The organism is Pseudomonas sp. ANT_J28 (assembly GCF_008370005.1).
Classification (GTDB): Bacteria; Pseudomonadota; Gammaproteobacteria; order Pseudomonadales; family Pseudomonadaceae; genus Aquipseudomonas; species Aquipseudomonas frigoris.
Genome location: NZ_VOBM01000020.1, coordinates 70,703 through 83,194, shown reverse-complemented (window position 1 = coordinate 83,194; position 12,492 = coordinate 70,703). Strand labels below are relative to the sequence as shown.

9 protein-coding genes are annotated in these 12,492 nt (G+C 60.3%); 3 read left to right on the top strand and 6 right to left on the bottom strand.

Annotation, left to right across the window (positions count from 1 at the left end; translation table 11 throughout):
* Positions 1 to 2: 2 nt before the first annotated feature.
* From FQ187_RS15935 to FQ187_RS15910, 6 genes are all read right to left on the bottom strand, one after another.
* Entirely contained in the window at positions 3 to 785 is a 783-nt protein-coding gene (locus FQ187_RS15935) for a DUF4123 domain-containing protein (protein WP_149630232.1), read from the bottom strand.
* The gene (locus tag FQ187_RS15930) at positions 782 to 2,110 is read right to left on the bottom strand and encodes a type VI secretion system Vgr family protein (protein WP_149630231.1); all 1,329 of its coding nucleotides are present in this window, start codon (positions 2,108 to 2,110) and stop codon (positions 782 to 784) included. Before FQ187_RS15930 ends, FQ187_RS15935 begins: the two co-directional genes overlap by 4 nt.
* 233 nt (positions 2,111 to 2,343) lie before the next feature.
* Positions 2,344 to 4,257 carry an arginine decarboxylase gene (gene speA / locus FQ187_RS15925; protein ID WP_008153741.1) on the bottom strand — a complete coding sequence of 638 codons (1,914 nt, stop codon included), beginning with the start codon at positions 4,255 to 4,257 and terminating at the stop codon, positions 2,344 to 2,346.
* Positions 4,258 to 4,471: 214 nt separating this feature from the next.
* Positions 4,472 to 4,843, bottom strand: a complete 372-nt coding sequence (locus FQ187_RS15920) for a translation initiation factor Sui1 (protein ID WP_149630230.1) — start codon at positions 4,841 to 4,843, stop codon at positions 4,472 to 4,474.
* A 178-nt stretch (positions 4,844 to 5,021) separates the two neighbouring features.
* Complete coding sequence (locus FQ187_RS15915; RefSeq protein ID WP_149630229.1) at positions 5,022 to 5,579, bottom strand: NUDIX hydrolase; 558 nt, start codon at positions 5,577 to 5,579, stop codon at positions 5,022 to 5,024.
* A 3-nt stretch (positions 5,580 to 5,582) separates the two neighbouring features.
* Positions 5,583 to 6,650: a DUF2333 family protein gene (locus FQ187_RS15910; RefSeq protein ID WP_149630228.1), complete on the bottom strand. Its 1,068-nt coding sequence runs from the start codon at positions 6,648 to 6,650 to the stop codon at positions 5,583 to 5,585.
* Between the two features lie 287 nt (positions 6,651 to 6,937).
* Between FQ187_RS15910 and gcbA the strand changes: the two genes are divergently transcribed.
* The 3 genes from gcbA to FQ187_RS15895 all read left to right on the top strand — a co-directional run bounded on the left by gcbA (position 6,938) and on the right by FQ187_RS15895 (position 12,430).
* Positions 6,938 to 8,608, top strand: a complete 1,671-nt coding sequence (gene gcbA / locus FQ187_RS15905) for a diguanylate cyclase GcbA (RefSeq protein ID WP_149630227.1) — start codon at positions 6,938 to 6,940, stop codon at positions 8,606 to 8,608.
* Positions 8,609 to 8,660: 52 nt separating this feature from the next.
* Positions 8,661 to 10,607 carry a methyl-accepting chemotaxis protein gene (locus tag FQ187_RS15900; RefSeq protein WP_149630226.1) on the top strand — a complete coding sequence of 649 codons (1,947 nt, stop codon included), beginning with the start codon at positions 8,661 to 8,663 and terminating at the stop codon, positions 10,605 to 10,607.
* A gap of 83 nt (positions 10,608 to 10,690) precedes the next feature.
* A complete protein-coding gene (locus FQ187_RS15895; protein WP_149630225.1) occupies positions 10,691 to 12,430 on the top strand; it encodes a protein-disulfide reductase DsbD in 1,740 nt (579 codons plus the stop codon).
* Positions 12,431 to 12,492: the final 62 nt, after the last annotated feature.

The following is a 12,492-nucleotide window of genomic DNA, read 5'->3' as shown; positions in this document are numbered from 1 at the left end:
GTTCAGGGTTGATCGCCCTGCCACCGGTTGCGCAGGCTATCGAGACGCTCCTGCTGGGTGAGTCCCGGCAATGCGTGCCCAGGCAAAGCGCCGGGGTACTGCAAGCGTAGCCATAACCAGTCATCGAGTACCGGGCGCTCGGTAAAATTCAGCGCCAGCCCTTCCTGCACGTGGGACCACAGCGTGTTGTAGTCAGTCCCGGTGGATCGACTCCAGTGCCAGGCGTGTTGCTCCAGCAGGCAGGTTTGCAGTTTTTCCTGCTGACGAGGACTGAGGTTTTCTTCAACCGCCAAAGGGCTGACGGCAAGCCCCGGATTGACCAGCTGCTGCCAGCCCTGACTGCCAATCGCGCGGTCCGCCCACGTCCCGCCGAACCAGCGCAAATGGCTGACAGGACCCAGCCAGCGACTCAGCTCCTGCGCATCGCAGGCATCGAACAAATAACTGGCCGTTTGCGGGTTGAAGTAACTCAACAAGGCTCGGTGATGCACACCGAAAGTGACCGTGAGCATGCGGCGCAAATGCTCCAGCAACTGCGACGACGACGCCTCGCTGGCCATCAGCAAGCCACGCCACAGGGGCGCTTCGCTGTCGCACAACCCGGTCAGCGCAGGGCAAGTCCGAAGGTCGATCAGGGCCGGGCCCTGTTTACGCAAAGCATGCCACTCCGTGCCTTCGAACAACCAGAACCATTGGGCATGCGCAAACTGCTGTTGCAGCATCACCCCCGCCTGTGGCGCACCCGGCACATCCAGCAATAGCCATTGCGGGGTCGCGGCGATCATGCCGCACCACTCTGGCCAAACTGCATCGCCGCCCGGCAGGTGCAGAGGGCCTGCGTGCAGTGGTTGAAACTGCCGCCACCGGGCAGCAGGCATAGCAATATCAATGGTTCGCTCGACTGCAGAAGCTCCAGCAAGCCCTCGACGTCATCTGTCGCGGATGTGCGCGGCGGGCCGATTTCCTCAGCCTCTTCAACGGACGAAGGGACGTGAAGAAACCCGGTAATCAGCGGCTGATCCGGATCCCCCTCGATAAAGCTCACCACCACCTCGGCCCCCTCACTCAACTGCGTAACTGCCGCGTCGCCCAGCTCAGGGGCTAACGGCAGCCAACAGTGGCTGGGCGCCGCACCCTCGCCCTGATAGAGCCAGTCAAATTGCACGGCCACCGGCCTGGACGGATCGGGGCATGACTGATCAATGTTGACCACCCAAGCCCGTTGCAGGCTGTGCATCCTGGGTTTCACTGCGCAATGAGGCGCTACAAAAGGCACCTGCCAGTGAATCGCGCGGATCTGGTTGCTGTAGGACGCCGTTAAATCCTGGCTGCCCTGATGCTCCACATGGGTCAGCAGCCAGAGATGATTCCAGTCGGCGATCGGATGGCCGGACAGCGCCATCAACTGACCGCTACGCAGCGCCGTCAGGTCCGTCCGACCTTCGGCAATCGGCGCGGTTCGTTGCCCAGCGCACCCCAGAAGCTTGAACTGACGCACGGCCGGTTGCTCGCTCTCGACCTGGAAGACCGCGTTCTCACCGAAACGAAAGTGCCCCTGAGCATCACCGAAAACCACGCAATGCCCGCGTTCGCCGTGTTCGAAATGGTAGTGAAGCCGCTCCTGGGCACACAAACGCTGGATAAATTGCAGGTCTGATTCCCGGTACTGCGTACAGAATTCACGGGCCGGGTAATCGCCACGCAGCTCAAAGCGCCGACTCTTGCCGGCAATACCGTGCTCCTTGAGCACCTGACTGAGGATTTGCGGCACCGAGCGCGCGCTGAAAATTCGCTGACTAAAGCGCAGGGAAAGGCACGCCAGCTTCGGCTCCAGACGTACGCGGCAGAGCCTGACAGCCAAGTCATGGTCACGCTGGACGAGTTCATGCAATTGTCCGTGAAAGCCGTTTCCCGCAGGCCCGACATGCAAAAAGGCCGGACGGTACAGCAGGCTTGCAAGGTCGAGTGTCGGGTCATCGATCAGCAGATCCACGTCGAACACAAAAGGCTCGCTGATGGCTTCTCTACCGGTAAAGGCCAAGACCTCAAAGGGGTCGGGCAGACCCTCTACATCCAGACGAAATGACGGCTCGTTGACTGGATCGAACATCGGCGATTCTCTACAGGAGGGGCGGCCGGGGATTCTCTCCGAGAGAGTTGGCCGAGTAGAGTGCCGAAGTACAACTTAGGAAATGACCTACGCGAAAAGAAGACCACATCGCTTGGATGGCCAAGAATGTAAGTCATTTCGCTTGAAATCAGAGAGGCATCCCACCAAGTCATCTGAAATTTCCGCTACGTGCGGAACATTTTCAGACAACTTGATGGGAGCGGTGCCTTACCTCAAGAAGACAGGTAAGAGGAACGGGTCAGACCAAGACGCAGCGCGTCGAGGAACTGGGTACGCTCGGCGGCGGTGATGCGCGCACTGGCGCATTTGTCGCGGTAGTGGGTCATCAACTCTTCCGGCGACAAGTGCACGTAACGCAGCATGTCTTCGATGGTGTCGTGGGTTTCGATACCTGCGTGGTACACGCTGCCGTCAGCGTTCTGGTAGATATTCACCGAGTCGGTGTCACCGAACAGGTTGTGCATGTCGCCGAGAATTTCCTGGTAGGCGCCGACCAGGAAGATACCCAGCAGGTAGTCTTCACCGTCGTTCAAACCGTGAACCGGCAGGCTGGTTTCGATGCTCTGCTCGTCAACGTATTGCTTGATCTTGCCGTCGGAGTCGCAGGTCAGATCTTGCAGCACCGCACGGCGCAGCGGCTCTTCGTCGAGACGGTGCAGCGGCAGGATCGGCAGGACCTGGCCGATGGCCCAAGTGTCCGGCAGGCTCTGGAATACCGAGAAGTTGCAGATGTATTTGTCGGCCAGCTTGTCGTTGAGTTCGTCGAGCACCTGACGGTGCGAACGCTGACGAGCCTTCAACGAGTTGTGCAGGCGACGGCACACCGCGAAGTAGCATTGCTCGGCCAGGGCTTTCTCGGCCAGGGTCAGCTTGCCATCGGCGTACTGGGTCGCAATGTCGCTCATGTAGTGAGTGGCGCGCCAGTAGGTTTCGGTGACCATCTCGATGTCGGTCGGACCCAGCAGGTCAACCAGCCACTGCACGGTTTCCGGCAGTTCTTCCTTGTTGTCGATCTGCGGCACGTCGTCGTTGTGTTTCTCGACGTCGGTCACTTGCACCACCAGCATCGCGTGGTGAGCGGTCAGGGAACGGCCGCTTTCGGAGAAGATGTTCGGGTGCGGCAGGTTCTGCGCGTCGCAGAATTCCTTGAGCATCCCGACCACGACACCGGCGTAATCATCCATGTCGTAGTTGATCGAGCTGGCGTTGCGCGAGTGCGTACCATCGTAGTCCACGCCCAAACCGCCGCCGACGTCGATGTGGTCAACCGGCAGGCCGAGGTTGCGCAGTTCGCCGTAGTAACGAATCGCTTCCTTGAAGCCGTGCTGGTAGTCCGCCAGGTTGGCGATCTGCGAGCCCATGTGGAAGTGCAACAGGCGAATGCCCTGGTCCAGGCCCGCCGCCCGGAAACGCTCGACCACCGACAGCAGTTGCGCCGCCGACAGACCGAACTTGGATTTCTCGCCACCGGTGTCGGCCCACTTGCTCGACGCCAGGGACGACAGACGCACGCGCAGGCCTACCTGTGGCTTGACCTTCAGCGAGGCGGCTTCTTCGATCACCAGCCCGACTTCGGATTCTTTCTCGATCACGATGAACACGTTGTGGCCAAGCTTTTGGCCCATCAGCGCCAGACGAATGAACTCGCGATCCTTGTAACCGTTGCAGACGATGGTGCCGCCCTTCGGCGCCAGGGCCAGCACGGCCAGCAGCTCAGGCTTGGAGCCGGCTTCAAGACCGATGGACACGTCCTGGGTGGCAATGATGTTCTCGATCACCGCTTCTTGCTGGTTCACCTTGATCGGGTACAGCGCGGTGTACTTGCTCTGGTATTCCAGACGCTCGATGTTGGCATCGAACGCGCCGGTCAGCTGACGCACGCGGTCTTGCAGAATGTCAGGGAAACGCACCAGCAACGGCAAGGACAGGCCGCTTTTACGCAGCTGGTCAACTTGCTCGAACAGGTCGATAGGCGAACTGGTCGGACCGTTCGGACGAACTTCGACGCGACCGGCGTCATTGATCGCGAAGTACCCGGCCCCCCAATGGCGAATCCCGTAAACACTGCGGCTGTCCGCAACTGTCCATTGGCTGCCATCGTCTTTGCGTGTGCGTCGTACGGACATTGAAGTCCCCTATAAAGAAGTCATAGAGCGTCGCCTGGGTTCAGGCCGGCGCAGTCTAAAGAATGAAAATGACGGTTCGTCAACGAGGGGATAGACCTCGCTGACCGCAGTGAGTTTAGAAACCGGTCAGAACAGGCTCTGTGAAAACCATGTAGACGACGCCAGACCTGCTGGCAGGACTGGATCAAGCCGAGGGTGGTTTTCACAGAAGCTGCTAGCCGCCGGACTTCTTCGCCTTGAAACCGTGTTTGATCAGCTCGGCCAAGAGTAGCTCGACATGATCGCCCTGGATTTCAATGATTCCGTCTTTCAATGCACCACCGGTCCCGCAACGTTTCTTCAACGTGGTCGCCAGGTCCTTGAGTGTGTCTTCGGCCAACGGCACGCCGGTGATGGTGGTCACCGTCTTGCCGCCACGACCCTTGCTTTCGCGACGCACGCGAGCGATGCCGTCGCCGGCCGGGATAACGGTCTGTTTGCAGATGCAGGCATCCACCGGTTGACTGCAATCCGGGCAATGACGACCTGCGTCGGTGGAAAATACCAGGCCACCAAGGGCGGCGAAGGATGCGGCTTTTTTGGCCACCGGCAATCCTCTTGGGAGGACAAAGACTGGTCGCGGCAACTTGGGCAAGTGCCATCGACCGCGAAGCCCCACTCAGGCAGGGGCAGCGCTACTGAGCCAGGCAATGCCGGTTCAGCTTGAAAAGGTCGCGCAGTGTAACGGCAAAAAGCCGACTTGCTAAGAGCCAATCGGCGCCAATTTATGCCTCTTTTGCGACGTCATTCGCCCGAGACCAAAGATACCGCTTCAATGCGGCCAGAGAGTCCGGGCAATAAGGCTTTTGCTGGATTTCCAGCATCACCTGATCAATGGGTATAAAACGTGCTTCGAGCACTTCCTCCGGTTGCAGGATCAATGGACCGTCCCACACCGCCGAAAACGCCGAACACCAGAGCCGATTGCCGGTGTCCTCGAAGAAAAAGTGATCATGGGCGGTCAGTTCCACACCGCTCACACCCAGTTCTTCTTCCAGCTCGCGGGCAGCCGATTCGGCGTAGGTTTCGGTCGCGAGCACCATCCCCCCCGCTGCCACATCCCAGAAACCTGGATAAATGGCTTTGCTCAGCGTGCGTCGATGCACGCAGAGTTCACCGGCAGAATTGAACAGCATGATGTAAGTGCCGCGTCCGATCAGCCCGCGTTCACGCAGGTCGGAGCGGACCAGGGCGCCGAGCAGGTTGTCCTGCTCGTCAACCCAGGCGATCTGTTCGGCATCCGAGGCCGCGCGGTGCGCGACCTCTCTGGCGCTATCGACCATGACTCAGCCCTGATTGAGCAATTGACGCAAATCGATCACTGCGGCGTTGGCCCGGGAAATGTAGTTAGCCATGACCAGCGAATGGTTGGCCAGCACCCCGAAGCCGCTGCCATTAAGGATCATAGGACTCCAGACCGGTTCCTGCGAGGCTTCCAGTTCACGAATGATCTGGCGCACGCTGACCGTGGCGTTCTTCTTGGCCAGCACATCGGCAAAGTCGACTTCGATGGCGCGCAGCAAGTGAGACAAGGCCCAAGCCTGACCGCGAGCTTCATAGAACACGTTATCGATCTGCATCCACGGGGTCTCGACGATCTCTTCGTCGACCTGCGGCACCTGACCCGGAACCAGGACTTCGGTTTTCAGCGCGGTGTTGAGCTTGACCCGGCCTACGCTGGCCGACAGCCGTTGCGACAGCGAGCCCAAACGAGTACCGACATCGCCCAGCCAGTTGTTCAGGTTGTCGGCGCGAGCATAGAACAGCGCGCTTTTCTGACTCGGGTCGGACAGCCGCGCCTGATAACGGCTCAGGGAGTTGATGCCTTCCTGGTATTCGGACTCACTGGAGGGCAGCACCCAGCTCTTGTTGTCGAAGTTGAAGCGCGGCTCGGCCTTGGCCAGGTCAGCATCTTCGGTGGACTGCGACTGCGAACGGGCGAAGTCTTTACGCATGGCACGACTCAGGTCGCGGACCTGGACCAGCACGCCATATTCCCAGCTCGGCGTGTTGTCCATCCACAGGCCCGGCGGGAAACGGTCGTTGGAAATATAACCACCCGGTTTGCTCAGCAAAGTACCGGCGACGGTCTTGAGGGTTTCGACCGTGGTGTAGCCGATGACCATTTGCTTGCCTTCTTTCTCGGCGGCCATCTGGGCATTCTTCTGAACCGGGAACAGCGCAGGTTCCTGGCTCCAGTACCAGCCCAGCGCAATAGCCACCAGCAAGTAAAGGCCAATCAGAGTGGCCAGCGCCCGGCTGAACAACAGGCCACCCAAATAACTGCGGGTGGCCGATTTCGGTTCAGCGGCACGTTCAGGCGCGCTGCCCGCGCGGTTCTTCCAGTCCAGCATGGCGATATCCTTTCAATCACTTGAGTTCATCGGTTCGACCACAACCCTATCTCATCGTGCCTCGTTTGCCGCGCATTAAATCCTGCGCAAACACCTACCCGCACAATGGCCACGATCGACGGCCACTATAAGTGAAGCACAGCGCTGAGCCTATGCGACCAGTCGGTCAGAAACTGAATAAGGTCGCTTTACAGTTAATTGATGTACGACACTCATGCAATGGAAAAGAGGTGCTAGCATAGAGCCACCAGTCGATCTCAGCATGCACCCTAACTAGTAGTCAGGATATGACCGAGCCAGAAGACCCCAGCCGTGAGCGCCTCAAGCACCACTTTGCCCAGCGGGTAATTCATCAGGCACGTCAAATTCTTGAGATATGGCAGCGCCTGCAACGCAGCGAGTGGTCCACCACCGACTTATCGGAACTGAGCGAGGCCAACCTGCGCCTGCTGCGTTTCGCCGAGCGCTTCGAACAACCTGAACACACCCAGCTGGCACGCCACATCGGTCAGTCGCTGGAGGCTGTCGACGCTAATCGCGGACGCCTGAGCAGCGGACTGATCACTGACCTCAATCGTTTGATGCAGCGCCTGTCGCGCACCGGTCTGCGCCATGGCGACCAACTCGAACAAACCTTCCTGCCGCCGCTGCGCAAGCCGATCTACGTGATGCTTCAGGATTACGACCGCGCCGAGCGTCTGGCCAAGCAGCTGGAATTTTTTGGGCTCAGCGCTCAAGCCCTCGACAGCGTTGCGGCGTTCCGCTCTTCGATGATTGAGCGCTTGCCTGCGGCGATCGTCATGGACGTGGACTTCAGTGGCGCCGGCATCGGCCTGAAACTGGCTGCCGAAGCCCAGGAAGGCCTCGATCATCAATTGCCGCTGTTGTTCTTCAGCCTGCACGAAACCGACACCCCGACCCGCCTCGCCGCCGTGCGTGCCGGTGGCCAGGAATTCCTGACCGGCACCCTCGAAGCCTCGAACCTGCTGGAGAAAATCGAAGTCCTGACCTGCGTCGCCCAGTACGAACCTTATAAAGTGCTGATCATCGACGATTCCCGCGCCCAGGCCCTGCACACCGAGCGCCTGCTCAACAGCGCCGGGATCGTCACGCGGACCTTGATCGAGCCGATCCAGGCCATGGCCGAGCTCGCGGACTTCCAGCCAGACCTGATCATCCTCGACATGTACATGCCAGCCTGCACCGGTACTGAGCTGGCCAAGGTAATCCGCCACAACGACCGTTACGTCAGCGTACCGATCATTTACCTGTCGGCTGAAGACGATCTGGACAAGCAGCTCGACGCCATGAGCGAAGGCGGCGACGACTTCCTGACCAAACCGATCAAGCCCCGGCACCTGATCACCACCGTGCGCAACCGCGCGGCGCGGGCACGCAATCTGAAAGCGCGGATGGTCCGCGACAGCCTGACCGGCTTGTACAACCACACGCACATTCTGCAATTGCTCGAAGACTGTTCGTTCCGCGCCCGTCGCGAGAACAAGCCGCTGAGCTTTGCAATGCTCGACATCGACCACTTCAAACGAGTCAACGACAGCCACGGCCACCCCATGGGCGATCGGGTGATCAAGAGCCTGGCGCTGTTTCTCAAGCAACGCTTGCGCAAAACCGATTTCATCGGCCGTTACGGCGGTGAAGAGTTCGCGATCGTCATGCCGGACACCGATCTCGAATCGGCCCACAAAGTGCTCGACGAAATCCGTCGACGCTTTGCCGAGATTCACTATCCGGCTCAACCGCAGGACCTCTGGTGCACGTTCAGTGCCGGGGTGGTGGAACTGTGTGAAAACTCCGACAGCCTGATGATGGCCAGCCAGGCAGACGAAGCGCTGTACCGCGCGAAGGACGCCGGACGCAATCGCGTGCAGGCCGCGAGAACATCAAAGCAAAGTGCCACCTTTTCATCGGAATCGACCGATTCGGTCATAACCCTGTAATACAAACGCAATAACTTCAGGCACTTACCATTCTGCCGTTGGTAGACCCGCGATGCGCCTGAAGCTGCTGACCAATCTCAATACCCTCCTTTTAGTCGCCGTGTGCGTGGCCCTTGGCGCCACACTGTGGTGGTCGCAAAAGGCCTTGCAGCGCCCCTATCTTTTGATGGAGCGTTACTTGGGCTTGTCCCAGCAATTTCAAAATGAAGTCGCGCGCAACATCGACGACTACCTCGCCAGCGGCGATGCCCTGCGCCTGAGCAGCGCCAGTCAGGCCATCGACGGCGTGCAAAAGGAACTCGGTGAGTTGCCGCCGGCATTGGCCGACACCTTGCGCCCAAGCCTGTCGAGCCTGGAAGAATTCAGCAAAACCGACCTACTGGCGGCCGGTAAACTGGCCGGTGATCCGCAAGCACTGTTGCTGCAAGCTGAACGCGAACTCGGGGCCAGCCTCGATCAGCTCAGTCAATACGCCAGCACTCACGCGGCGTATCTGACGCCGTTGCTCGCCGCCTCCCAGCACTTGGGGAAATTGTCTCTGGCCCGGGACAAACTGGTCAGCAGCGGCCGCAGCGAACTGGCCGCCGATGTCGAGCGTGAAGTCAGCAGCATCCGCATCCAGGCTGAGCTTTTGGACACCTTGCCGTTGCTGGGCGTGACGAGCACAAGTGAATCGAACACGGATGATTTCTCGGCGATGATGGGTCTGGAGAACACTGAAAAAGCCGTTGCCGAGGATGCAGGCGTCGGCCTCAAGCGCGAACTGAACAGCCTCCTCACTCGCTACCCGGCCGAACTGGCGCGCACGCGCGACCAGATCCAGAAACGCACCGACCTAAGCGCCGCCACTCACCTGAAAATCGCCGCCGTGCAGCAGGCCATTGCCGGACTGGAACCGGTGGTTCGCGCCCAGCACGGGCAGATCCAGGGCGAAGTGCGGCTGATGCAAGGGGTGATGATTGGCCTGATTCTGCTTATTGCTTTGCTGATCGACACCTTGCAACGGAAACTGGCCCGGACGCTGACCAACCTCGCCCCGGCCCTCTCGACCTGGGCCGAAGGCGACTTTAGCCGGGACATTGAACTGGGTGCGACCAATCGCGAACTGCATGACATTCAAGCGTCGCTCAATCGCTTGCGCGCCTATCTGGTCGACCTGGTCGGGACCATTCGCCTCAACGCCGAACAGGTCGCCGGCAGTAGCCGAACGCTGGCCGAGCTGAGCAATGACCTGCACAGCGGCGCCGAACATCAGGCCGGCGACACGGCGCTGATACGTGATTCTCTCGGCGAGCTGGAAGCGACCATTCAACAGGTTGCCGGCGATGCCAGCCAGGCGGCCGACGCGAGCCGCCATGCCGGGCTGGCGGTGGAGCACGGCCAGAAAGTCATCGGCTTGAGCCTCACCGGGCTGCACGCGCTGGTCGGTGAAGTGCAAGGCAACGCGCAAATGATCGAACACCTGGCCGAGGAGTCGGCAACCATTGGCGGCGTGCTGACGGTCATCCGCTCGATTGCCGACCAGACCAACCTGCTGGCCCTGAACGCCGCCATCGAAGCGGCCCGTGCCGGGGAAATGGGGCGCGGATTTGCAGTTGTGGCTGAAGAGGTTCGCTCACTGGCACAACGCACCGCCGGCGCCACCGCAGAGATCCAGACCTTGATCGCCGCCTTGCAAACCGCGGCGCGACAATCGGTGGAAGGCATGCGCGCCCAGGTCGAACACGCCGAAGCCACTGCCAATCAGGCCCAGGCCGCCGACGGTGCGCTGGATAAAATCGTCGGCGCGATCCAGACCATTTCCGACACCGCCGTACGCATCGCTGATTTCACCGCCCAGCAGAGTGGCGCCGTCAGCGAAATCCGCGATCACAGTGAGCGGATTCACCAATTGGGTGGGGATAACTTGCTGCGCATTGGTCAGGGCCGTGAGCAAGGGGAACATTTGTTGGTGCTGGGTGGACGGCTGCATACAGCCGTTCAGGCCTTCCGCGTCTGATAGATCGCCATCGTCGGATCGCCGCCCTGCACACCTGACCGCCGTCCGCTATCATGCCTTCACTTTCGATACGCGAGATTGTCATGCGCCGTTTGCTCTGCCTGTTGTTTTTAGTGCTCGCCCTGCCGGCCACCGCCGCCGGTTTGCTGGACAGTCGGCCCAGTTCGACGTTGGGCTCGATCAACAACAGCGCCGACTTTCTGCCGGTGCGTGAAGCCTTTCAGCTGAGTCTGGTAGAAAGCACACCGCAATCGATCAAACTGCGTTTCGTCGCCACAGAGGGCTACTACCTCTACCGGCACCGCTTTCAGTTTCGCGCCGAACCCGCCGATGTTGGCCTCGGTGCAGCGCAACTGCCCAAGGGTGAACAGAAGCACGATGAGTACTTCGGCGATGTCGAGGTCTACCACGGCATTCTCGAAGTCGAACTGCCGCGCACCGATCAACGCGCCTTCACCCTGGTGGTTACGTATCAGGGGTGCGCCGACAAAGGCTTGTGCTATCCACCCGAGACCGAGCGCCTGAGTATTGATGGCAGCGCAGGCGCGCCCCCGGCCTGGAGCTGGCGCGAACTGGCGCTGTTCTTCCTCGCAGGCATAGGCCTGACGTTCACGCCGTGTGTGCTGCCGATGCTGCCGATCCTGTCCGGCGTGGTGTTGCGCGGTCAGGTGGGGGGGTTGCGCGGCTTCAATCTGTCCCTCGCTTATGTGCTGCCAATGGCCGCCTGCTTCGCCCTGCTCGGCGCGCTGATGGGGATGTTCGGCGCACAACTCAATCTTCAGGCGCGGCTGCAATCAGCGTGGGTGCTGGTGCCGTTCGCGATGTTTTTTGCGCTGTTTGCCTTGGCGATGTTTGGCGTCTTCGAACTCAAGCTGCCTCACGCCATCAGCAGTCGGCTGGATCGAATCGCCGGTCGCACCGAGGGTGGTTCGTTGTGGGGCGCCGCCGTGCTGGGCGTGGTTTCCAGCCTGTTGGTGTCGCCCTGCGTCTCGGCACCACTGGCCGGCGCGCTGCTGTACATCAGCGCCAGCGGCGATGCATTGGGCGGGGGTCTGAAATTGTTCATGCTCGGCCTTGGCATGGGCGCCCCGCTGTTGCTGGTCGCCACTGGTGGCGCCGCCTGGCTGCCGAAAAGCGGTCCCTGGCTGATCTATGTGAAAAACGCGATTGGCGTTTTGTTGCTGGGGTTGGCGATCGGTCTGCTCAGTCGAGTACTGCCGGGCCAGATCACGTTGCTGCTGATCGGCTTGCTGGCCGGTGGCGTCGGGTTGTTCATGGGTGCGCTGGAGTTCGTCTACAAACCGCCGAGAAAACGCCTGGGACAATTGCTGGGGATGTTCCTGCTGTTTTATGCCCTGGCGTGCTGGTATGGAGCGTTCAGCGGCCAGACCGATCCGCTCAATCCAATTGGCCAGCCGCGCACGGTTGCCGGCAATGAGCATCCGCAAAACACCAGCGCCTGGCAAACCGTCAGCACCCCGGCAGACCTGGACCGCGTCCTCGCCGAAGCCAAATCATCAGGCACCCCGCTGCTGCTCGACTGGTACGCCGACTGGTGCATCAGCTGCAAAGTCATCGAACATAAGGTGCTCAACGACGCCAGGGTCGTCGAACTCCTCAAAGGCTATCGACTGATCCGCTTCGACATCACCGCCAGCAACGCCGAGCAACGCGCCTTGCTTGACCGCTACAAACTGTTCGGCCCGCCAGCGCTGATGTTTTTCGGCAAGGACGGCGTCGAACACACCGATGTGCGAGTGATCGGCGAGATCAACGCCACCGACTTCGCCGAACGTGTTGCGAAAGCAAATGACCGGATTTAATAACGCGGTCACATATTTCGCGCAAACATCGGCCATCGTGCTGGCTATTGCATAGAACTGGA

Excerpts from the sequence above, each read along its gene's own strand:
- FQ187_RS15910 (WP_149630228.1), bottom strand. The coding sequence starts at position 6,650 with ATGCTGGACTGGAAGAACCGCGCGGGCAGCGCGCCTGAACGTGCCGCT.
- FQ187_RS15930 (WP_149630231.1), bottom strand. The coding sequence starts at position 2,110 with ATGTTCGATCCAGTCAACGAGCCGTCATTTCGTCTGGATGTAGAGGGT.
- speA (WP_008153741.1), bottom strand. The coding sequence starts at position 4,257 with ATGTCCGTACGACGCACACGCAAAGACGATGGCAGCCAATGGACAGTT.
- FQ187_RS15900 (WP_149630226.1), top strand. The coding sequence starts at position 8,661 with ATGCGCCTGAAGCTGCTGACCAATCTCAATACCCTCCTTTTAGTCGCC.
- FQ187_RS15915 (WP_149630229.1), bottom strand. The coding sequence starts at position 5,579 with ATGGTCGATAGCGCCAGAGAGGTCGCGCACCGCGCGGCCTCGGATGCC.
- FQ187_RS15935 (WP_149630232.1), bottom strand. The coding sequence starts at position 785 with ATGATCGCCGCGACCCCGCAATGGCTATTGCTGGATGTGCCGGGTGCG.
- FQ187_RS15895 (WP_149630225.1), top strand. The coding sequence starts at position 10,691 with ATGCGCCGTTTGCTCTGCCTGTTGTTTTTAGTGCTCGCCCTGCCGGCC.
- gcbA (WP_149630227.1), top strand. The coding sequence starts at position 6,938 with ATGACCGAGCCAGAAGACCCCAGCCGTGAGCGCCTCAAGCACCACTTT.